This window comes from Brachybacterium hainanense, assembly GCF_042434575.1.
GTDB classification, from domain to species: Bacteria; Actinomycetota; Actinomycetes; order Actinomycetales; family Dermabacteraceae; genus Brachybacterium; species Brachybacterium hainanense.
The window spans coordinates 36,863-56,705 of record NZ_JBHLSV010000003.1; the positions used below are offsets into that span (position 1 = coordinate 36,863).

Below are 19,843 nucleotides of genomic sequence, written 5' to 3' on the forward strand. Positions count from 1 at the left end.
GTCAGTCACGTCATTCCTTCTTTCGGCGGAACGCGACCCACCGCACGGCCTGGGCGCGGGAGATCGAGGCGGGATCGATGCCCTCGCCGATCTCCGCGAGGTCGAGGGCGCCCAGCAGGAGCTGCTCGACGAGCGGGTCCACCGCGCCGAGCACGAGCGCGGGAGAGACGTCCTCGCCGCGCTGGCCGCCGTGGTACCGGGTCGCGGTCATCCGGTCCCCGCGGCGCCAGAACAGCACCACACCGGCGCGCTGCAGCGCCGTGGACATGACGGCGGCGAGATCATGGGCCGAGGCCTCGTCGAGACGGCCGGCGGCGAAGGCCCCGGTCTCGGAGCCGAAGACGAGGGTCCCGGCAGGGATGTCGACGCCGTCGCTGCGGGCCTCGCGGCCGAGGCGGATCGCACCGGCGAGCGCCTTGGCCGCGGCGACGGAGGTCGCCACCACCGCGATCGGGGCAGGCTCCTCCTCGGCACCGGCGGCATCCGCCTCGGGCTCGGGGACGGCGGAGGGGGCGGACAGGACGTCCTCGACCGTCAGCGGCTCCTCGGAGAGGCTCATGCCCTCCATCATCCGGGCGAACTCGGCGTCGATGTCGTCGTCGGGGCGGCGGGGGTCCTCGCCCTCGCCGGGCGGCTCGATGGTGCTCACAGTGCTCCCTTCGTCGAGGGGACGCCGATGACGCGCTCGTCCCGGGCGCAGGCCGCGCGCAGGGCACGGGCGAGCGCCTTGAACTGGGCCTCGACGATGTGGTGGGGGTCGCGTCCGGCGAGGACGCGCATGTGCAGGCAGATCGCCGCGTGATGCGCGAGGGATTCGAGGACGTGCCGGGTCAGGGAGCCCGTGAAGTGGCCGCCGATGAGGTGGTACTCCTGCCCGTCGGGCTCGCCGCTGTGCACGCAGTAGGGGCGGCCGGAGACGTCGACGACGGCCTGGGCGAGCGCCTCGTCCAGCGGGACCATCGCGTCGCCGAAGCGGGCGATGCCCTGCTTGTCGCCGAGCGCCTCGCGCAGGCACTGCCCGAGCACGATCGCGGTGTCCTCGACGGTGTGGTGGGCGTCGATGTCCGTGTCCCCCGTGGCCTTCACCGTCAGGTCGAAGCGGGCGTGGGTGCCGAGCGCCGTGAGCATGTGGTCGAAGAACGGCACGGTCGTGGAGACGTCCACCATTCCGGTGCCGTCGAGGTCCAGGAACACCTCGACCGAGGACTCCTTGGTCGAGCGGGTGAGGCGGGCGGTGCGGGCGGCGGTCATCGGGGGTCGGCCTCCTGGAGGGCGGTGCGGAATGCGGTGTTGTCCTCGGGGGTGCCGAGGGAGACGCGGAGCCAGCCCTCGGGGCCGACCTCGCGGATGAGCACGCCCCGGTCCAGCAGCGCCTGCCAGATCCGATGGCGGTCCTCGCCGACGTGGAACAGGATGAAGTTGGCGTCCGAGGGGGCCACCTGGTGGCCCCGTCCGCGCAGGTGCTCGGCGAGCGCGTCCCGCTCGGCACGGAGCACGGCGACCTGCGACAGCAGCTCCGCGCGGTGCGCGATCGCCGTCCGGGCGACGGCCTGGGTCACGGCGGACAGATGGTAGGGCAGGCGGACGATGCGGATCGCGTCGACGATCGCGGGGTCAGCCACGAGGTAGCCCACGCGCGCGCCCGCGAGGGCGAAGGCCTTCGACATGGTGCGGGAGACGACGAGGTTCGCATGCTCGGGAAGCAGCGTCAGGGCGCTGGGCACCCCGTCACGGCGGAACTCCCCGTATGCCTCGTCGACCACGAGCAGTCCGCGGCGCGGGGCGAGGGCCTTCGCGGCGGCGCGCACGATCTCGAGGTCGAGCGCGGTGCCGGTGGGGTTGTTGGGGCTGGTGAGCACCACGACGTCCGGGCTGTGCTCCGCGATGGCGGAGAGCACCTGCTCGGTGCCGAGCGCGAACTCCGGGGCGGGACCGCGGTCGGCGGCCACCCAGCGCGTGAAGGTGTCCCGCGCGTACTCGGGGTACATCGAGTAGTGCGGGGCGAAGCCGAGCGCGGTCCGGTTCGGCCCGCCGAAGGCGAGCAGGAGCTGGTGCATGACCTCGTTGGATCCGTTGGCGACCCACACCTGCGAGGCCGCCGGTGCAGGGATCCCGGACTCCTCGGCGAGGTAGGCACCCAGGTCCGCGCGCAGCGCCTCGAACTCGCGGTCGGGATAGCGGTTCAGGCAGGACGCGGCCTCGCGGACGGCCTCCCCCATCGCGGCCGCGAGGGCGGGCGAGGGCGGGAAGGGGTTCTCGTTGACGTTGAGCATATGCGGCACGTCGAGCTGCGGCGCCCCGTAGGGATGCATGCCGGCCAGGTCCTCGCGGGGCGCGGGGGTGCCCGGACGGGCCGGGGCGGGCGAGGGCGCGGAGCGGGCATCGGGCATGGGCCCATCGTAGAGGCTCGGGGCCCGCGGACCCCGGGCGTGTCCGCTGCCCGGGCGGGGGCGTGATGCGCATCGCCCCGTGCGCCGATGAGGCGGGCGCGGTCAGGGTCCGCGGCGCGTCCTGCTCTACCCTGGACGGCATGTTCCGCTCCGTCGGCGCCCTGGTGGGCGACATCCTGGCCGTGCTCGTCTTCGTCGTGATCGGCCTGCTCCAGCACGGCGAGCAGCTGTCCACCGCCACCATGTTCGCCGTCGGCTGGCCGTTCCTGGTGGGAGTGCTGCTGGGTCATCTCGCGATCCGCTCGTGGAACCATCCCTTCCGCCTGTGGCCGCACGGCGTGATGATCTGGGCGATCACGGTCGTCGCCTGCATGGCGATCCGGGCCCTGTTCTCCGCAGGCACCGAGATGAGCTTCGTCATCGTCACCGCGGCGGTCACCGGCGTGCTCATGCTGGGCTGGCGCGCAGTCGCCCTGTTCCTCACGCGCGGCGAGCGGGTCGAGGTCGTCGACGGCTCCGCCCTCGCCGCATCGGCGGACGACCCCGAGGCCTGACCCCTCTCCCACCCGGCCACCGGCGCTCGGCGAGAGGGCCGGCGCGAGGCGCGGGGCCCGGCGGTGCGGTCAGCCGCGCGTGCGGAACTCCTCCTGCCCGATGACCCCGCGCAGGCTCGTCTCGACCTCGTCGGTCGCGAACCACTCCTGCAGCTGCCCGTCGAGCAGGACGTTGCCGAGCGCGCCGAGCACCATCGACTGGTCCAGCGAGAGGTGGCGCCGGGCGATCACGCCCGAGCGCACGGCCACGGCGTCGTGGAAGCCGCCGGGCCCGTAGGCGCCCAGCTCGGTCTCGATCCTCGAGAGGTTCTCGACGGCGGCGTCCCGCTCGTACTGCAGCGCGAGCGCGGCCGCGTGCGGCGTGACGACCCCGTCGAGCCCCCGGGGGTATTCCTCGCCCACGTGCCAGTCCGTTCCAGCCGCATCGGAGAAGTACCCGGTCGGGTTCAGGCCCAGGGCATCGACCCCGTACTCGCGGTACCCGCCGTGCGGGTCCGAGCTCGGGGAGAACCCCCAGTACCCGTAGCCGGCCTCGTCCAGGCCGTGCTCGCGCTGGGCGCGCACGTGCAGGGGGTGGTTCCGTCCCCAGCTCATCGGCGCCCAGGCCGCCTCCGGCACGAACAGGTCCGGCATCAGCTCCTCGAACATCGAGCCGCCCCAGCCGGGGACGATCTCCATGCCGCGGTAGGTGTGGGCGCCCTCGAACACGCGCACCCCCTCGTGCTCCGCCCAGTCCCCCACCGGGGTCATCTCCGGCCAGGTCCAGTCCGGCGGGAAGGTGCGCAGCGTCGTGTAGTAGGCGCCGGCGGGGATCTGACCGGTGATGATGCCGAGGTAGGTGACCATCCGCGCCTCGGAGACCGCCGTGTCGTAGTGGTGCCCGGTGTGGTACCAGACGTCCTCCCCGGCGATCCCGTGGAACAGCGGCAGCAGCTCCGCGTCGTCGCGGCCCGGATCCTCGATCCAGAAACCGCCGATGGTCCGGCCCGGCTGCTCGGCGACGTCGCGGTCGAAGAAGACGTCCCAGCGCATGCGGTCGACGAGGCGCCGTGCCGCCCGGCGGTTCGAGGAATCGGCCTGGGCGACGACGTGCAGCGCCGCTCCGAGCCAGCCCATGTCCACGCTCGAGACGAAGGGCACCATGGGGCTGCCCGAGCCGGGCCAGGAGCGCAGGACGGTGCCGTCGGTCTCGTCGTACCAGTTCACGTACATCCCCGACGGCTCGTGATGCTCCATGCGCTCGAGCGAGGCCAGCGTCACGGCGATGCGGCTGCGGGCCTCGCCCGGGGTGATCAGACGCAGCTCCCGCGCGATCAGGGCGGACCAGAGCGCGCCGCCGATGTTGGTGGGCGAGGTGTGGCGCGAGCGGCCGGTGAGGTCGGCGCCGATGCCGTCGGAGACGAGACCGGTCGAGCGGACGGTCATCGCGTCGAGGCTGCGCCAGGTGTCGGCCGCCCAGCGGCGCAGCACCGCGTCCTGTCCGCCCCCGCGACGCGGCGGCCCCAGGGGCGGGGCCGGGACCGGTCCTCCAGCGGTGCGGGCGGCAGGGCTCCGCGCCGCCGAGGCGAGGCCGCAGGGGGCTCCGGCTCCCAGCAGCGGGACGGCGAGCACGGGGGCGGTGAGCAGAGTGCGTCGATGGACGGTGTTCACGGTGCCTCCTCGAGGCGGTGGATGGTGATCTGCAGGATCGGGAGCGTTGAGCACGCGCTCACTTGATCCCGGTGGCGGCGATGCCCTGGATGAAGTAGCGCTGGAAGAAGAGGAAGACCACCAGGATCGGCAGCACGACGAGCGTCGCGCCGGCGAGCAGGAGCCCGTAGTCGGTCTCGTTCTGCCCGGTGGAGATGAGCGCCAGCGCCACCGGGAGGGTGTAGGTCGACTCGCTCGAGGAGACGACCAGCGGCCACAGGAAGTTGTTCCAGGAGCCCAGGAAGGTGAGGATCCCGAGGGTCGCGAAGGCGGGGCCCGCCAGCGGCAGGTAGATGCGGAAGAAGATCGCGATCTCCCCCACGCCGTCGATCCGTCCTGCCTCGAGCAGCTCGCGGGGCAGACCCAGGAAGAACTGCCGCATCAGGAAGACGCTGAAGGGCTGGACCAGGAACGGCAGGATGAGCGCCGGGATGGTGTCGGCCAGTCCCAGGTTCACCACCAGGACGTACTGCGGGATGAACGTGACCAGTCCCGGGATCATCAGGCAGCCCAGGACCAGCGCGAAGAGGATCCGCTTTCCGGGGAAGCGCAGATGGGCGAGCGCGTACCCGAACATCGAGCTGAAGAGCAGGTTCCCGGCGGTGACGGCGACGGCGACCAGGGCTGAGTTGCGGAAGAACGCTCCGAAGGGCCTCTCGAAGAGCCGGCGGAAGTTGTCCCAGGTGGGCTGCTCGGGGAGCCACGTCGGCGGCACGCTCAGGAGCTCGCCCTGGGTCTTCAGGCTCCCCAGGATCATCCAGACGAAGGGGGTGATCACGAGCAGCAGGAAGATCGTGAGGACGATGGAGGTCAGCACGGGGCGGCGGCGCTCGATCATCGCTTCTCCCTCATGAGTCGGAACTGGGCGAGGGTGACGATGCCGATCACCACGAACGTCAGGTACGCCATCGCCCCGGCCACGCCGTAGTTGCCGTAGCCGAACTGGCTGTACGTGTACATCGAGGCGGAGACGGTGGCGTTCAGCGGACCGCCGCTGGTCATCACGAAAGGCTCCTCGAAGAACTGCAGGTATCCGATCGTGGTGGTGACCAGGACGAACAGCATCGTCGGACGGATCGAGGGCAGGGTGATGCTCAGGAACCTCCGCCAGCGCCCCGCGCCGTCGAGCGCGGCCGCCTCGTGCAGTCCGGGATCCACGGCCTGCAGCCCGGCGAGGAAGATGACCATGGAGGTGCCGAAGTTGCGCCAGACGGCCATCACGACGAGCGAGAGCAGCGCCGTGCGCTGGTCGCCGAGCCAGTGCGGGCCGTCGATGCCCACCCAGCCGAGGACCGTGTTCACCAGTCCGGTCCCGGGCTGGAGCAGGAAGCGCCACACCACCGCGACCGCGACGATCGAGGTGATCACCGGGGTGTAGAAGCCCACCCGGTAGACCGCGCGCAGCCTTCCCACTCCGCGGTTCAGGGCGACGGCCGCGGCGAGTCCCGCGATGATCGTCAGCGGCACGCCGAGCACGACGAAGACCCCGGTGTTGAGCGCCGCACGACGGAACACCGGGTCGGCGAAGGCGGTCCGGTAGTTGTCGAGACCCACGAAGTCGACGGCGAAGGGCGTGCGGATGTCGGTGATCCGCATGTCCGTGAAGGACATGATCATCGACTGCAGCACGGGCCAGGCGGTGAACACGAGGAACAGGACCACGAAGGGCAGGGCGAGGAGCAGACCGGCCCGGGCCTCGGCGGTCCCGCGCCGGGGGCGCCGACGGACCCGGGTCGGCCCGCAGCCGGCGGCTCCCGCGGTGGGGGTGAGGGTGCTCATGTCAGGCTCCGGTCCCGATGCTCTGGGCCTCGGACTGCGTGGCCGCCAGGGCGTCCGCCGCCGCGAGGCCGTTCTTGCAGACCTCTTCGATCTGGGCGTCGAACGCGGCGGCGACCTGCTCCCAGGTGGCGACGACCGGAGGGGCGAATGCGGTGTCGAGCTGGGTGCGGAACACCTCGAACTTCTCGTTCGAGGCGACCGCGGGGTCCTCCCAGCCCTGCTGGAGCGCGGGCAGGTCGGTGGAGATGCCGAACCACTGGACCTGCACCTCGGGCCTCGAGAGGTGCTGGACGAGCTTCCAGGCCGCGTCCCGGTTCTTCGTGCCCTGGAAGACGCCGAGGTTCGCCCCTCCCAGGAAGCTCGCGCTGCTCTCCTTCTGCGGCATCACGAACACGCCGTACTTCTCGGCGAAGCCCTCTCCGCCCAGGGCCTCGACGGCGCTCATCATCCAGGGGCCGGAGATGAACATCGGCACCGCCCCGGAGACGAAGTCCTGCTCCGTGGTCCCGTCCGCCGGCGTCGGGTTCGAGATGCCCTCGCTGAAGTAGGACTGGTAGTACGCGAGCGCCTCCTCGTTCGCGGGGGCGTCGAAGGTGAACTCGGCGCCCTGGTCGTCCACGACGTCGCCGCCGTTGGACCAGATCAGCGGCATGACGCTCTGCCAGGAGCCGGTGCCGCCGGGCTGGAGCGAGATGCCCCAGGTCGCACCGGCCTTCTCCTGGAGGGCGCGGGCGAGGGCGAGGAGCCCCTCCCAGTCGGCGGGCGGCTCGGTGATCCCGGCCTGCTCGGCGAGGTCCTTGCGGTAGAACACCACGCGGGTCTCGACATACCACGGCACCCCGTAGACGGTGTCGCCGACGGTCACGCTGTCCAGCGCTCCCGTGAAGAAGTCGTCGACGGAGATCTCCTCGGGGGTGGGCTCGAGGGCGCCGAGGCCCACGAACTCCGCCATCCAGGTGGAGCCCACCTGGGCGACGTCGGGAGCGGTGCCGGCGGCGATCGCGGAGGTGAACTTGTCGTGGGCGCTGTCCCAGGGGACGGGCGTGACCTCGACGGTGACGTCGGGGTTCTGCTCCTGGAAGCCCGCGAGCAGCTCGGGCAGCTTCTCGCCCTCGGCGCCCATCGCCCAGACGGTGAGGGATCCGGTGGCGGGACCCTCGGCGATCGGCTCGGCGGAGGCGGGGGCGCTGCCGTCCCCGTTCTCCTCGGGGCGCCCGCAGGCGGCGAGCAGGCCGAGCGCGGCGGCGGCGCCGAGCCCGGTGACGGTGCGGCGGGTGGGGCGCGGGGTGATGGTCATGATGACTCCTCGGATTCGATGGTGGTGAGGGAGAGCCGTGCGAGATGCGGAGGGGCTGCGGGAGGACGGAGGGCCGGGGCCGGACAGCCGCAGGAGCCCCGCAGCACGAGAGTCGAGTCGACGGTGACGGGCTCCTGCACCGGCTCGCCGTCGATGCGGCCCGCGAGCCGGCGGGCGGCGAGGCCGCCGAGCGCGTCGACGTCCGAGCGCACCGTGGTCAGGCTCGGCGCCAGGTAGCGCGCGGTGAGGGTGTCGTCCCATCCGGTGACCGCGAGATCCTCGGGGACCCGCACCCCGGCCGCGGTCAGGCGCGCGATGATCGCGATGGCGAGCTCGTCGTTCCCGCAGACCAGTGCATCCAGCTCGGTGACCCCGCGACCCTCGAGGAGCTGATCGGCGACGGCGTGCCCGGCCTCCTCGACGGGATCGGCCCTCAGGTGCCGTGCCGGCGCGAGCCCGGCCTCCTCGAGGGCCGCGAGATACCCGCGGTGACGCGTGCCGATGTCGGACCCGTCCTCGGCCAGGCCCACGAATCCGATGCGGCGACGGCCGTGGTCGATCAGATGACGCGTCAGCTCCCGGGCGGCGCCGCGGTTCTCCGCATAGAAGGCATCGGCTCCGGCGCTGCGACCGCGGGCGACGGTGACCGTCGGGCGGACGGCGGCGACGCGCGCCACGGCGTCGTCGTCGGCTCCGCTGCGCGCCATGAAGGCGATGCCGTCGACGCGGCCCAGCAGCTCGCGGACGGCGTCGGCGCGATGGTCCGACGGGGAGACCAGGGCGAGGACCACGGACAGGCCGAGATCGGAGGCGGCGATCTCGAAGCCGACCAGCAGCTGGGCGTAGTAGGGACCGGCGATGTGCGGCAGGACCACCCCGAGCGCCCTGCTCCGCCGGACGGCGAGCGCACGGGCCGCGGCGGCCGGGACGTAGCGCAGCTCCTGGGCGGCGGTCATCACCGCATCCCGGGTGCGGGGGGCGACGCCGGCGCGGCCCGCGAAGGTCCGGCTGACGGTGGCGATGGAGACCCCGGCACGCGCCGCCACCTCGTAGATGGTGGCGCCCGTCGAGGGCGTCGAGCCGTCGGTGATCACGAGCCCTCCTCGTCGAGCGGCGGCGTGCCCGCGTCGGGCACCGGAACTGGAAGCGCTTACAGCGCCTCGGACAACTGTAAGCGCTTCCATCGGCCGATGGCAACATCGTGCCCGAGAGCGGGCGCGAAGGCCGTCCCGGAGGATCATCCCCACCAGGGCCCACGCACGCCGACGGCCCCCATCCGAGGACGGGGGCCGTCAGGGCAGGCGGCGCGCGGCCGACCCGGGCTCAGCGCTCGAAGCGGATGTCCACGGCGCGTCCGTGGGAGGGCAGGCCCTCCGCCGCGGCGAGGGTCGTCGCGGTCGCACGGGCGCCGGCGAGGGCCTCGCGGTCGTACTCGACCACATGGATGCCGCGCAGGAAGGTCTGCGTCCCCAGCCCGCCCGTCGAGCGGGACGTCCCGCCCGTGGGCAGCACATGGTTCGACCCGGCCGCGTAGTCGCCGAGGCTCACGGGGCTGTGCGGACCGACGAAGACCGCCCCCGCGTTCGAGACACGGGCGGCCACGGCGGAGGCATCGGCCGTCTGGATCTCGAGGTGCTCGGCGCCGTAGACGTCGACGACCTCGAGACCCCGCTCGACGTCCTCGACGAGGATCGCCCCGCTCTGCACGCCGCGCAGCGCCTCCTCGACCCGGGCGGCATGCTCGGCCTGCGGGACCTGGATCGCGAGCTGCTCCTCGACCCGGCCGAGCAGCTCCTCGCTGTCGGTGACGAGGATGCTCGCGGCGAGCGGGTCGTGCTCGGCCTGGGAGATGAGGTCCGCGGCGACGAAGCGGGCATCGGCCTCGGCATCGGCGAGGATCGCGATCTCGGTGGGGCCGGCCTCCGCATCGATCCCGACACGCGAGGAGACCAGGCGCTTGGCCGCGACCACATACACGTTCCCCGGTCCGGTGACGAGGTCCACCGGGTCCAGGCCCGTTCCCCCGCCCAGGTCCTCCGCGCCGTGGGCCAGCAGCGCGATCGCCTGGGCCCCGCCTGCGGCGATCACCTCGGTCACCCCGAGCAGAGCGCAGGCGGCGAGGATCGTGGGGTGCGGGAGCCCGTCGAACTCCTTCTGCGGCGGCGAGGCGAGCACGATCTGCTCGACGCCCGCGGCCTGGGCAGGGACCACGTTCATGACCACGCTGCTGGGGAGCACGGCGCGCCCGCCGGGCGCGTACAGGCCCACCCTGCGCACCGGGATCCAGCGCTGGGTGACGATGCCGCCGGGCACGACCTCGACGCGCTCGTCCGGACGGGCATCGGCCTCGGAGACGGCGCGCACGCGCGCGATCGCGTCCTCGAGAGCGGCGCGGATCGCCGGGTCGAGCCTCGCGAGCGCGGCCGCGAGCGCCGTCTCGGGCACGCGCAGATGCGCGGGGCGCACCCCGTCGAAGCGCTCCGAGGCCTCCAGCACCGCCTCCGCGCCGCGATGGGCGACGTCCTCCACCACCGGGCGCACCGCGGCGATCGCGGACTCGACGTCCACATCGGCGCGCGGGAGGGCGGCGGCGAGCTGGGCCCTGCTGAGGGCCGCGCCGCGCAGGTCGGTCACGGAGAGGTAGGTCATGGGGGAAGTCTAGGCGCCCCGTCCTCCGCTCCCCCCGGGCGATCCGCACGCTGGAACCGGGCGCGGGGCGACGCGACCGCCCCTGCGGTGCCACCATGGTGACGTGACCGACAGCCGCGGCCGGCCCGCGGAGGACACAGCCCCGCTTCGATAGTCTTGACCTCAAGACATATCCACGCCCCCGACCAGAGGGAGTACCCCCGACCATGTCGCGCATCATCTACACCCACACCGACGAGGCGCCGATGCTGGCGACCGTCTCCTTCCTGCCGATCCTCGAGGCGTTCTCCCATGCCGCCGGCATCGACATCGAGACCCGGGACATCTCCCTGGCCGGCCGCATCGTCGCGGCCTTCGGCGACCTGCTCCCCGAGGACCAGCGCGAGGCCGACGCCCTCGCCGAGCTGGGCGAGCTCGCGAAGACGCCCGAGGCGAACATCATCAAGCTGCCGAACATCTCCGCCTCCGTGCCGCAGCTGAAGGCCGCGATCGCGGAGCTGCAGGGCCAGGGCATCGCCCTTCCCGACTACCCGGAGAACCCGCAGACCGATGAGGAGAAGGACGTCCGCGCCCGCTACGACGCGGTCAAGGGCTCGGCCGTGAACCCGGTGCTGCGCGAGGGCAACTCCGACCGCCGCGCCCCCGCGGCCGTGAAGAACTTCGCGAAGACCCATCCGCACCGCATGGGCGCCTGGGCCTCGGACTCGAAGACCTCCGTCGCCACCATGGGCGCCGACGACTTCCGCAGCAACGAGCAGTCCGTCGTGCTCGAGGACGAGGGCGCGCTCTCGATCGTCCATGTCGCCGCCGACGGCGCCGAGACCGTGCTCAAGGCCTCGATCCCCGTGCTCGCCGGCGAGGTCGTGGACTCCACGATCATGCGCGCCGAGGCGCTCGATGCGTTCCTGCGCGCGCAGGTCGCGGCCGCGAAGGAGCAGGGCGTGCTGTTCTCCCTGCACCTGAAGGCCACGATGATGAAGGTCTCCGACCCGATCCTCTTCGGCCATGCGGTGCGCGCCTTCTTCCCGACCCTGTTCACCCAGTACGGCGACGTGCTCGCCGCCGCGGGGCTCTCCCCCAACAACGGCCTCGGCGGCATCCTCGCCGGCGCCGAGGACCTCGAGGAGCCCGTCCGCGCAGGAATCCGCGCCGCGATCGACCAGGACCTCGCCGACGGCCCCGCGCTCGCCATGGTGAACTCCCACAAGGGCATCACCAACCTGCACGTGCCCTCCGACGTGATCGTCGACGCCTCCATGCCGGCGATGATCCGCACCTCCGGCCACATGTGGAACGCGGACGACGCCGAGCAGGACACCCTCGCCGTCATCCCCGACTCCTCCTACGCCGGCGTCTACCAGGCGACCATCGAGGACTGCCAGGAGAACGGCGCCTTCGACCCGACCACGATGGGCACGGTCCCCAACGTGGGCCTGATGGCGCAGAAGGCCGAGGAGTACGGCAGCCACGACAAGACCTTCGAGATCGCCTCCGAGGGCCGCGTCGAGGTCCGCGACGCCTCGGGCGCCGTGCTCATGTCCCATGAGGTCGCCGCGGGCGACGTCTTCCGCGCCTGCCAGGCCAAGGACGCGCCGATCCGCGACTGGGTGCAGCTGGCCGTGCGCCGCTCCCGCGAGTCCGGCATGCCGGCCGTGTTCTGGCTGGATCCGTCCCGCGCCCACGACCGCAATCTCATCGCCAAGGTCGAGGAGTACCTCGCGCAGGAGGACACCGAGGGCCTGGACCTGCGGATCCTCTCCCCCGTCGAGGCGACCAAGCACACCCTGGCACGGGTGCGCCGCGGCGAGGACACCATCTCGGTGACCGGCAACGTGCTGCGCGACTACCTGACGGATCTGTTCCCGATCATGGAGCTCGGCACGAGCGCCAAGATGCTCTCGGTGGTCCCGCTCATGAACGGCGGCGGCCTGTTCGAGACGGGCGCGGGCGGCTCCGCCCCCAAGCACGTCCAGCAGCTCGTCGAGGAGGACTACCTGCGCTGGGACAGCCTGGGCGAGTTCCTCGCGCTGGCCGAGTCGCTGCGGCACCTCGCGCGGACCGCGGACAACCCGCGCGCCGCCGTCATCGCCGACGCGCTGGACCGCGCGACGGAGACCCTGCTGAACAACGACAAGTCCCCGCAGCGCAAGCTGGGCACGATCGACAACCGCGGCAGCCACTTCTATCTGGCCCTGTACTGGGCCCAGGAGCTGGCCGCGCAGACCGAGGACGCAGAGCTGGCCGCCGCCTTCGCACCGATCGCCGCGGACTTCGCGGCCTCCGAGGAGACGATCGCCGCGGAGCTGCTCGCCGTCCAGGGCAAGCCCGCGGACATCGGCGGCTACTACCGCCCGGAGCCGGCGAAGGCCGCTGCGGTGATGCGTCCCTCGGCGACCCTGAACGCGATCGTCGAGAAGATCAGCGCCGCGCTGTGACGCCCATGCCGCGCTGAGCGGCACCGTCTCGGGGCCGATGGGCCCGGATCCCCGCATCCGCGCCCATCGGCCCCGTCTGTCTCCCCTCCCCCGGCCGGCCCCTCGCCGTTCTCCTCCCAGGAGCTCCATGCCCACCATCACCTCGCCGATCGACGACGTGCCGATCGCCTACGACGTGACCGGCCCGGCCGATTCCGCCGCGCCTCCGCGCACCCTGGTGCTGCTGCACGGGTCGGTGCTCTCCCGGGCCATCTGGCGAGGCCTGGGCTACCTGGAGCCGCTCGCCGCCCGGCATCGGGTGGTGCGGCTCGACCTGCGCGGCCACGGCCGCTCCGGGACGCCGCACGACCCACGGGCCTATACGCAGCAGGGGCTCGCCGCGGATGTCCTCGCGGTCCTGGACCGCATCGGCGCGCAGGAGCCCGTCGGGATCATCGGCTACTCCCTGGGCGCCCGGATCGCCCTCACCCTCGCCCTCGAGCACCCCGAGCGCATCTCGCGTCTGGTGTGCCTGGGCGGCTCCGCCGCCGATCAGCGGGGCGCGGTGGACTCCCTGTTCTTCCCCGGCACGATCCGCACCCTGCGCGAGGAGGGCATGGACGCCTTCTGCACCCGCCAGGGGCTGGGCCCGGGCACCCCCGGCCGCACGGCGCAGGCCACCCGGACGGCCTTCCTCCGGACCGACCCGCTGGCGATGGCCGCGCTGTTCACCGCGACCGATGCCACCCCCGGCATCGCCGAGGAGCGCCTGGCCGCCTGCCAGGTCCCCGCGCTGTGGATGACCGGCGACCTCGATCAGCCGCGGTTCGCGCAGTCCCGGCATGCCGCCGCGCTCATGCCGCACGGGCGCTTCGTCCCGCTGCCAGGGCGCACGCATGCGGGCACCCTCTCCCCCGCGCAGGACGTCCTCGCCGAGGTCCTCCCCTTCCTGGACGGCCCGACGCCGCGCTGAGCGGCGGCGCCGCTCCACCGCCGCACCGTATGAGGCTGGCGAACCGGGATCCTCCGATCCCGGTTCGCCAGCCTCATATCCTCTGCGCCGCAGCGGGCCCGCGGCTGAGCGCAGCGCGGGGCGGTCAGACCAGCGAGATCTCCCGGCCCTCCTCGGCGGAGCGGTAGATCGCCTCGAGCAGGCGGACGACCTCGACGCCGTGCCAGGCGGGGGCGACGGACTCGGCGCGACCCTGGCAGGTGTCGACGAAGTTCTTGATCTCGTTCGCGAAGCCGCCGCCGAACTCGAAGGTCCCCGAGGCGATCTGCGGGGTGATGTTGACGACCGAGTCGTGCATCTCCGTCGCGATCTGGAGCGAGGGCTCCAGGTCCGCGCCGCCCTTGTCGCCATACACCGACACCTCGATCGAGTCCTTGGTGGCGTGCAGCGAGTAGGAGCAGTCCAGCATGAGCGTCGCGCCGTTCTCGAAGCGGATCATGGCGCTGGCGAGGTCCTCGACGCTGTTCTTGGTGGGGTCGTAGTCAGCGACCTGGTACCGGGGCATCGTCGTGATGTGCGCACGGTTGCCCAGGCGGTGGGCGACGGAGCCGCTCACGGCGACGGCCTTCGGCGAACCCATGAGGTACCAGGCGAGGTCCAGGACGTGCACGCCGATGTCGAGGAGGGGACCGCCTCCGGCGATCTCCTTGTCCGCGAACCAGCCGCCGGGGTTGCCGTTGCGGCGGATGCAGCTGGCCTTGGCGTAGTAGATCTCGCCCAGGTCGCCGGCGTCGATGAAGGTCTTCAGCACCTGGCAGTTGGGCGCGTGACGGCGCACGAAGCCGACCTGGACGACGACGTCGTGGGCCTCGGCGACCTTCTGGATCTCCAGGGCCTCGGCGAGGGTGCGGGCGATCGGCTTCTCGACCAGGACGTGCTTGCCGGCCTCGATCGCGGCGATCGCCCAGGTGGCGTGGGAGTTGTTCCAGGTGCACACGCTCACCGCGTCGATGCTCGGGTCGGCGAGCATCTCGTGCGGATCGCCGTACGCATCGGGCGCGCCGAAGCTGTCGGCCACGGCGCGGGCGCGCTCGTGGTTGATGTCGGAGACGGCGACGAGCTCGACGTCGGCGTTGTTCTTGTAGGACTCCAGGTGGATCTGCGCGATGCTGCCGGCGCCGATCACGCCGATGCGGAGCTTCGTCATGGGGGTGACTTCCTCAGTTCTGGGTGGTGGGGTGGGGCGGATCAGGAGTTCTCGAGCAGGCGCTTGGCGTTGGCGATGCCGCGGGAGCAGCCCAGAAGGCTGTCCTCCCAGCCCTCGAACTCGATGGAGGCGAAGCCCGAGTAGTCGGACTCCTTGATGGCACGGGCGACGGCGACCAGGTCGATGTCGCCGTTGCCGACGACGGCGCCGCGCAGATGCTTGCCGCCGCGGCTGCGGAACCAGCCCTCGCCCGGGTCGGCGTCCGCGGGCCGGATGTAGAAGTCCTTGAAGTGGACGACCATCGCGTACGGCAGGTTCTGGGGCACGACGACCGCGGGATCCTCGTCGACGCACACGAAGTTGCCGACATCCAGGGTGGTGCGGAAGTTCGGCTCGTCGACCGCGTGGATGATGCGGCGCACGCGATCGGCGGACTGCACGAAGAAGCCGTGGTTCTCGAGGCTCGTCGTGATGCCCTTGGTCGCCGCGTACTGCGCGATCTCCTTCGAGGCGGCGACGATCGAGGGCAGGGCCTGCTCGAACAGCGGCGTGTCGTCGCCCTCGCGGCCGGCGTGGGCGACGACGTCGTGGCGCATCTGGCGGATCCCGAGGGAGTCGGCCAGGTCCACGTAGCGCTTGACCCGCGCGACCTGTGCGGCGAGCTCCTCGGCATCGGCCGAGGAGAGGTCCGCGCCGATCGCCATGGTCGAGAGGACCACGCCTGCGGACTCCGCCGCGGCGCGCACCTCCCGGACGAAGGCGGGGTCGGACTCGATGGTCGGGATGGGGCTGTCGGCGTCGTCGCCGAGCACGGCGAGCTCGAGGTGCTCCCCCTCGCTCGCGGCGACCCAGGCGATCACGTCGAGCAGGGTCATCTCGCCGGAGGCGAGCTTGGGCCAGAAGCTGTAGGAGCTGAAGCCGAAGCGGATGTCTGTGGTCATGGTGTCCTTCTCTGTCAGGGTCGGGCTCTGTGGAGGTCGGGCGAGGCGGGTGGTCAGAGGGCCTCGCGCAGGCGGTGCCAGGGCGGGGGGATGCCGGGGACGCCCAGCAGCGCCGGCGAGCCGTGCTCGAAGGCACGGCCCAGCGCGCCGATGAGCGAGCCGTCGGTGGGCAGGGCGGCGGCGAGCACCCGGGGTCGGCCGGGAGCCATGAGCTGATGCTCGATCGCCGCGCGCAGCGGATGCAGGAGCGTCTCCCCCGCGCGGGAGAGACCGCCGCCGATCACGAGGAGCTCCGGGTCGACGGCGAGCAGCAGGCCCGCGAGCCGGGGCGCGATCTCGTCGCAGAAGCGGGCGATCTCCGCGACGGCCTCGGACTCTCCCGTCGCCGCGCTCTCGAGCAGCGGCCGGGCCTCGTCGCCCGTGGACCAGACCAGGCGGCCGCGCTGCGAGCTGCGGGTCCAGCGCATGCCGCGCTGGGTGCCGAGCTCCCCGGCGAGACGGTGCGCGCCCTGGAGGATCTGCCCGCCCACGACGAGGCCGACGGAGATCCGATGCCCGATCTGCACGAGGACGAGGCTGTCGGCGTCCGGGCCCAGATGATGCTCGGCGTAGGCGGCGAGCTTGATGTCGTTCTCGAGGGTGACGGGGCACCCCAGCGCGCGCTCGAGGTCGCCGGCGAGGTCGCGGCCCACCAGCTCGGGCAGGGCGAGGCTCTGCGCGATCGTGCCGTCGGCGGCGAGCAGGCCGGGGGCGGCGACGCCGACGGCCCGCGGCTCGCCGCCGGTCTCCGCGATCGCCCGGAGCATGCAGGCGCCGATGTCCGCGAGGTCCACGGGCACGGCGCTGCGGGCCTGGACGGCGCCGGCCGCGTCGGTGAGGACGCAGCGGATGGTGCGGGCGCCGATGTCGAGGGCCGCGACCTGGGCGGCGGCGGGATCGACGACGACACGACGTGCGGGCCGACCGGGTGCTCCCTCGCCGCCCGGAGCGGCGGGGACGACGAGACCGGTGGCCTGCAGGTCCGTCAGGACGCTGTCCACGGTGGGCCGGGAGAGCCCGGTCGCGGCCACGAGCTCGGCCACGCTCAGCGGGGTCGCCGAGTCGCGCAGGGCGAGATAGCAGGAGCGCGTGGTGGCATGGCGGATGCTCGCGGGAGAGCTGTCGACGCCGGTCATCTGCCACCTCTCCTTCGCCTCACTGCGGAACCGTATTCGCAACCCAGTTGCAGAATCGATGCCAGCCTAGGGACCCGAAGCCCGCGAGTCAACGAGCACGCGCAGATCCCGCTGCGCGAGGACCCCTGCCCTCGAGGCTCGGGGACTCAGCCGAGCATCTGCCGGGCGAGGGCGACCAGCGCGACCACCACGATCGCACCGCGCAGCACGATGTCGGGAAGCCGCTTCGCCACATGCGCCCCCGCGTAGCCGCCGATCAGCGCGCCGACCGCGATCGCCGCCGCGCCGAGCCAGAGGATCTCCGCGCCGAAGGCGAGATGCGCGACGAGGTACACGAGGGCGGCCGTCACGTTCACCACGAGCGAGAGCAGGTTCTTGACCGGATTGATCCGCACCATCGAGGACCCGGTGCCGGTCGCGAGGATCCCCATGTAGAGGATGCCCTGGGCGGCGGTGAAGTAGCCCCCGTACACCGCGGCGCCGCCCATCGCGGCGAGCATGCCGGGATGGGCATAGGGGCTCGCGGCGGAGGGCTCCTCCCCCGCCGCCTCGCGTCGTGCCCGGCGGGCGGCGAGCCGACGCGTGAGCCACGGCTGGCCGACCACCAGCACGAGCGCGAGGACGATCAGGATCGGGACGACCTTCTCGAGGGCCTCCGAGGGCGAGACGAGCAGCAGCACCGATCCCGCGGCCGCGCACACGAAGGTGACCAGCACGAGCGGCAGGAGCGCCCGGCCCTCCGCGCGGATCTCCCGCCGGAAGCCGACCACGGAGCCGATGGTCGAGAAGACGATGCCCAGGGTGTTGGTGCGCACCGCGGTGCCGGGAGGGATGCCCAGCGCGAGCAGGACGGGAAGGGTGAGCAGCGAGCCGGAGCCCACGGCGGCGTTGATCATCCCGGCCAAGGTGCCCAGCACGAGCAGCACGACCAGGGACAGCGGATCCATCATCAGGCGGGGGGATCTCCGTGGGGCGGGGACGCCGCGTCGACGAGGGCGTCGACGAGGACATGGACATGAGAGGAGGCGAGGTCCCGCTCCGCCACGAGCAGGCTCAGCACCCGGGCGTGCTCGCCGCGGGCGCGGCCGAGGAGCTCCTCGGCCGCGCCGGAGCGATCGAGCTCCGCGCGGTACCGGGCGGCGAACGCAGGGCGCTCGAGGGCGCCGCTGTGGTACTCCCTGCGCAGCTCCGCGGAGGGGCATGCGTCCTTGTCCCACCACGTGTCCTGCAGGCGCTCCTTGCGGACGCCGCGGGGCCACAGGCGGTCCACGAGGACGCGCAGCTCGCCGTCCTCCGCAGGTGTGTCGAGCACCTCGTGCACCCGGACGATCCGCAGCTGCGGACCGTCCGGGAGCGAGGTCGCCTCGCCGCTCATCTCAGGCCGGCGCGATCAGGCCAGGGCCGCGAGGGCGGCATCGTAGTCGGGCTCGTCGGCGATCTCGCCGACCTGCTGGGTGTACAGCACGGTGCCCTCCGCATCGAGGACGACGACCGCCCGCGAGAGCAGACCCTGCAGGGGACCGTCGACCATGGTCACGCCGTAGGCCTCGCCGAAGTCGGAGCGGAAGGCGGAGGCGGTGACGACGTCCTCGATGCCCTCGGCGCCGCAGAACCGCGCCTGGGCGAAGGGCAGGTCCTTCGAGACGCACAGGACGGTCGTGTTCTCCAGGCCCGCGGCGCGCTGGTTGAAGGCGCGCACGGACATGGCGCAGGTGCCGGTGTCGAGGGAGGGGAAGATGTTCAGCACGACGCGGCGTCCGCGCAGGCCCGCGACGGTGACGGGGCCGAGGTCGGTGCCGACCAGCTCGGCGTCGGGGGCGGCGGAGCCCACGGCGGGCAGCTCGCCGACGGTGGAGACGGGGTTCTTCTGGAAGGTGATGGAAGCCATGCCCCCATCCTGCTCCTTCCGCCCGCCGGGGACAATCTCAGCCCACGTCCTCAACCCGCGTCCATCGTCCGGCGCAGACGCGCCGTCTGCTCGGCGACGTCGAAGTCGGCGGCCGGCCACTGCGGGTCGATCGCCTCGAGAGCGTCGCGCAGCAGCTGCTGCACGGCGATACGCGCGTACCACTTCCGGTCCGCCGGGACGACGTGCCAGGGCGCATGCTCCGTCGCCGTCGCCCGCAGCGCCGCGGTATAGGCGTCCTGGTAGGCGTCCCAGTGCTCGCGCTCGTCGATGTCGCCGGGGTTGAACTTCCAGTGCTTGTCGGGCCGCTCGAGCCGCTCCAGCAGCCTCTCCCCCTGCTCCCGGTAGGACACGTGCAGCATGACCTTGACGATCACGGTTCCGGCCTCGACGAGCTCCCGCTCGAACTCGATGATCGCCGCGTACCGGCGCGCGATCTCCTCGGCGTCGGCCCAGCCATGGACCCGATGGATCAGCACGTCCTCGTAGTGGGAGCGGTCGAAGACGCCGATGATCCCCGGGGCGGGGGCGTGCGGGCGGATCCGCCACAGGAAGTCGTGCGCCCTCTCCTCGTCCGTGGGGGCCTTGAAGGCCGTGATGTCCACCCCCTGCGGGTCCACCGCGCCCACCACGTGACGCATGATGCCGCCCTTGCCGGAGGTGTCCATGCCCTGCACGACGAGCAGGACGCTGCGGCCCTGCTCCTTCCCGTGGAAGGCCGCGAACAGCCGTTCCTGGAGGTCGTCGACGGCGGCATCGGAACGGGCCAGATGCGCCGCGCCCTCCTGCTTCCCGCCCGGGAAGCCGGGGACGGCGGCGGCGTCCAGTCCCGCGACGTCGCCGTCCCAGCCCGGATCGATGCGGAATCCCCGCGGTGCGCTCGACATGCC

At 72.4% G+C, this 19,843-nt stretch carries 19 protein-coding genes; 3 read left to right on the top strand and 16 right to left on the bottom strand.

Going from position 1 to position 19,843, the window contains the following annotated elements; genetic code table 11:
• Positions 1-10 precede the first annotated feature (10 nt).
• From ACFFF6_RS02955 to ACFFF6_RS02965, 3 genes are read right to left on the bottom strand one after another with little or no spacing between them, the layout of a single operon-like run.
• Positions 11-649 (bottom strand): hypothetical protein, encoded by a 639-nt coding sequence (locus ACFFF6_RS02955; RefSeq protein WP_376978069.1) that lies wholly within the window; start codon positions 647-649, stop codon positions 11-13.
• Positions 646-1,251, bottom strand: a complete 606-nt coding sequence (gene hisB / locus ACFFF6_RS02960) for an imidazoleglycerol-phosphate dehydratase HisB (RefSeq protein WP_376978070.1) — start codon at positions 1,249-1,251, stop codon at positions 646-648. Before hisB ends, ACFFF6_RS02955 begins: the two co-directional genes overlap by 4 nt.
• Positions 1,248-2,390, bottom strand: coding sequence for a histidinol-phosphate transaminase (locus ACFFF6_RS02965; RefSeq protein WP_376978071.1), 1,143 nt, complete (start codon positions 2,388-2,390; stop codon positions 1,248-1,250). Before ACFFF6_RS02965 ends, hisB begins: the two co-directional genes overlap by 4 nt.
• 140 nt (positions 2,391-2,530) lie before the next feature.
• On the opposite strand from ACFFF6_RS02965, the gene ACFFF6_RS02970 reads away from it, so the two are divergent.
• Positions 2,531-2,944: a DUF3054 domain-containing protein gene (locus ACFFF6_RS02970; RefSeq protein WP_376978072.1), complete on the top strand. Its 414-nt coding sequence runs from the start codon at positions 2,531-2,533 to the stop codon at positions 2,942-2,944.
• A 69-nt stretch (positions 2,945-3,013) separates the two neighbouring features.
• On the opposite strand, the gene ACFFF6_RS02975 is transcribed toward ACFFF6_RS02970, so the two are convergent.
• The 6 genes from ACFFF6_RS02975 to hisD all read right to left on the bottom strand — a co-directional run bounded on the left by ACFFF6_RS02975 (position 3,014) and on the right by hisD (position 10,358).
• On the bottom strand, positions 3,014-4,594 hold the full coding sequence (locus tag ACFFF6_RS02975) for a glucoamylase family protein (protein ID WP_376978073.1): 1,581 nt from the start codon (positions 4,592-4,594) through the stop codon (positions 3,014-3,016).
• Positions 4,595-4,652: 58 nt separating this feature from the next.
• Complete coding sequence (locus ACFFF6_RS02980) at positions 4,653-5,471, bottom strand: carbohydrate ABC transporter permease (protein WP_376978075.1); 819 nt, start codon at positions 5,469-5,471, stop codon at positions 4,653-4,655.
• Positions 5,468-6,412, bottom strand: a complete 945-nt coding sequence (locus ACFFF6_RS02985; protein WP_376978077.1) for a carbohydrate ABC transporter permease — start codon at positions 6,410-6,412, stop codon at positions 5,468-5,470. The genes ACFFF6_RS02980 and ACFFF6_RS02985 overlap by 4 nt, the downstream gene beginning before the upstream one ends.
• Position 6,413: 1 nt before the next feature.
• Positions 6,414-7,709, bottom strand: a complete 1,296-nt coding sequence (locus ACFFF6_RS02990; RefSeq protein ID WP_376978078.1) for a sugar ABC transporter substrate-binding protein — start codon at positions 7,707-7,709, stop codon at positions 6,414-6,416.
• Positions 7,706-8,803, bottom strand: a complete 1,098-nt coding sequence (locus tag ACFFF6_RS02995; RefSeq protein WP_376978079.1) for a LacI family DNA-binding transcriptional regulator — start codon at positions 8,801-8,803, stop codon at positions 7,706-7,708. The genes ACFFF6_RS02990 and ACFFF6_RS02995 overlap by 4 nt, the downstream gene beginning before the upstream one ends.
• A gap of 229 nt (positions 8,804-9,032) precedes the next feature.
• Positions 9,033-10,358 (bottom strand): histidinol dehydrogenase, encoded by a 1,326-nt coding sequence (hisD, locus tag ACFFF6_RS03000; protein ID WP_376978081.1) that lies wholly within the window; start codon positions 10,356-10,358, stop codon positions 9,033-9,035.
• A gap of 206 nt (positions 10,359-10,564) precedes the next feature.
• Here hisD and ACFFF6_RS03005 point away from each other — a divergent pair, with 206 nt between their 5' ends.
• Positions 10,565-12,793: an NADP-dependent isocitrate dehydrogenase gene (locus tag ACFFF6_RS03005; protein WP_376978082.1), complete on the top strand. Its 2,229-nt coding sequence runs from the start codon at positions 10,565-10,567 to the stop codon at positions 12,791-12,793.
• 127 nt (positions 12,794-12,920) lie between these two features.
• Entirely contained in the window at positions 12,921-13,745 is an 825-nt protein-coding gene (locus tag ACFFF6_RS03010; protein WP_376978084.1) for an alpha/beta fold hydrolase, read from the top strand.
• Positions 13,746-13,869: 124 nt separating this feature from the next.
• Here the strand turns inward: ACFFF6_RS03010 and ACFFF6_RS03015 are convergent, their stop codons facing one another.
• The 7 genes from ACFFF6_RS03015 to ACFFF6_RS03045 all read right to left on the bottom strand — a co-directional run bounded on the left by ACFFF6_RS03015 (position 13,870) and on the right by ACFFF6_RS03045 (position 19,840).
• Positions 13,870-14,931 carry a Gfo/Idh/MocA family protein gene (locus tag ACFFF6_RS03015; protein ID WP_376978086.1) on the bottom strand — a complete coding sequence of 354 codons (1,062 nt, stop codon included), beginning with the start codon at positions 14,929-14,931 and terminating at the stop codon, positions 13,870-13,872.
• Positions 14,932-14,972: 41 nt separating this feature from the next.
• Positions 14,973-15,872: a sugar phosphate isomerase/epimerase family protein gene (locus ACFFF6_RS03020; RefSeq protein ID WP_376978088.1), complete on the bottom strand. Its 900-nt coding sequence runs from the start codon at positions 15,870-15,872 to the stop codon at positions 14,973-14,975.
• A 53-nt stretch (positions 15,873-15,925) separates the two neighbouring features.
• Complete coding sequence (locus ACFFF6_RS03025) at positions 15,926-17,047, bottom strand: ROK family transcriptional regulator (RefSeq protein ID WP_376978090.1); 1,122 nt, start codon at positions 17,045-17,047, stop codon at positions 15,926-15,928.
• A gap of 146 nt (positions 17,048-17,193) precedes the next feature.
• Positions 17,194-17,997: a sulfite exporter TauE/SafE family protein gene (locus tag ACFFF6_RS03030; RefSeq protein ID WP_376978092.1), complete on the bottom strand. Its 804-nt coding sequence runs from the start codon at positions 17,995-17,997 to the stop codon at positions 17,194-17,196.
• The gene (locus ACFFF6_RS03035) at positions 17,997-18,422 is read right to left on the bottom strand and encodes a DUF488 domain-containing protein (protein ID WP_376978094.1); all 426 of its coding nucleotides are present in this window, start codon (positions 18,420-18,422) and stop codon (positions 17,997-17,999) included. The genes ACFFF6_RS03030 and ACFFF6_RS03035 overlap by 1 nt, the downstream gene beginning before the upstream one ends.
• A 15-nt stretch (positions 18,423-18,437) precedes the next feature.
• Complete coding sequence (gene tpx / locus ACFFF6_RS03040; protein ID WP_376978096.1) at positions 18,438-18,935, bottom strand: thiol peroxidase; 498 nt, start codon at positions 18,933-18,935, stop codon at positions 18,438-18,440.
• A 50-nt stretch (positions 18,936-18,985) separates the two neighbouring features.
• The gene (locus ACFFF6_RS03045) at positions 18,986-19,840 is read right to left on the bottom strand and encodes a PPK2 family polyphosphate kinase (RefSeq protein ID WP_376978098.1); all 855 of its coding nucleotides are present in this window, start codon (positions 19,838-19,840) and stop codon (positions 18,986-18,988) included.
• Positions 19,841-19,843 lie beyond the last annotated feature (3 nt).

Coding starts and splice junctions, on each gene's coding strand:
- hisB (WP_376978070.1), bottom strand. CDS start 1,251: ATGACCGCCGCCCGCACCGCCCGCCTCACCCGCTCGACCAAGGAGTCC.
- ACFFF6_RS02965 (WP_376978071.1), bottom strand. CDS start 2,390: ATGCCCGATGCCCGCTCCGCGCCCTCGCCCGCCCCGGCCCGTCCGGGC.
- ACFFF6_RS02970 (WP_376978072.1), top strand. CDS start 2,531: ATGTTCCGCTCCGTCGGCGCCCTGGTGGGCGACATCCTGGCCGTGCTC.
- ACFFF6_RS02980 (WP_376978075.1), bottom strand. CDS start 5,471: ATGATCGAGCGCCGCCGCCCCGTGCTGACCTCCATCGTCCTCACGATC.
- ACFFF6_RS02985 (WP_376978077.1), bottom strand. CDS start 6,412: ATGAGCACCCTCACCCCCACCGCGGGAGCCGCCGGCTGCGGGCCGACC.
- ACFFF6_RS02990 (WP_376978078.1), bottom strand. CDS start 7,709: ATGACCATCACCCCGCGCCCCACCCGCCGCACCGTCACCGGGCTCGGC.
- hisD (WP_376978081.1), bottom strand. CDS start 10,358: ATGACCTACCTCTCCGTGACCGACCTGCGCGGCGCGGCCCTCAGCAGG.
- ACFFF6_RS03005 (WP_376978082.1), top strand. CDS start 10,565: ATGTCGCGCATCATCTACACCCACACCGACGAGGCGCCGATGCTGGCG.
- ACFFF6_RS03010 (WP_376978084.1), top strand. CDS start 12,921: ATGCCCACCATCACCTCGCCGATCGACGACGTGCCGATCGCCTACGAC.
- ACFFF6_RS03015 (WP_376978086.1), bottom strand. CDS start 14,931: ATGACGAAGCTCCGCATCGGCGTGATCGGCGCCGGCAGCATCGCGCAG.
- ACFFF6_RS03020 (WP_376978088.1), bottom strand. CDS start 15,872: ATGACCACAGACATCCGCTTCGGCTTCAGCTCCTACAGCTTCTGGCCC.
- ACFFF6_RS03025 (WP_376978090.1), bottom strand. CDS start 17,047: ATGACCGGCGTCGACAGCTCTCCCGCGAGCATCCGCCATGCCACCACG.
- ACFFF6_RS03030 (WP_376978092.1), bottom strand. CDS start 17,997: ATGATGGATCCGCTGTCCCTGGTCGTGCTGCTCGTGCTGGGCACCTTG.
- ACFFF6_RS03035 (WP_376978094.1), bottom strand. CDS start 18,422: ATGAGCGGCGAGGCGACCTCGCTCCCGGACGGTCCGCAGCTGCGGATC.
- tpx (WP_376978096.1), bottom strand. CDS start 18,935: ATGGCTTCCATCACCTTCCAGAAGAACCCCGTCTCCACCGTCGGCGAG.
- ACFFF6_RS03045 (WP_376978098.1), bottom strand. CDS start 19,840: ATGTCGAGCGCACCGCGGGGATTCCGCATCGATCCGGGCTGGGACGGC.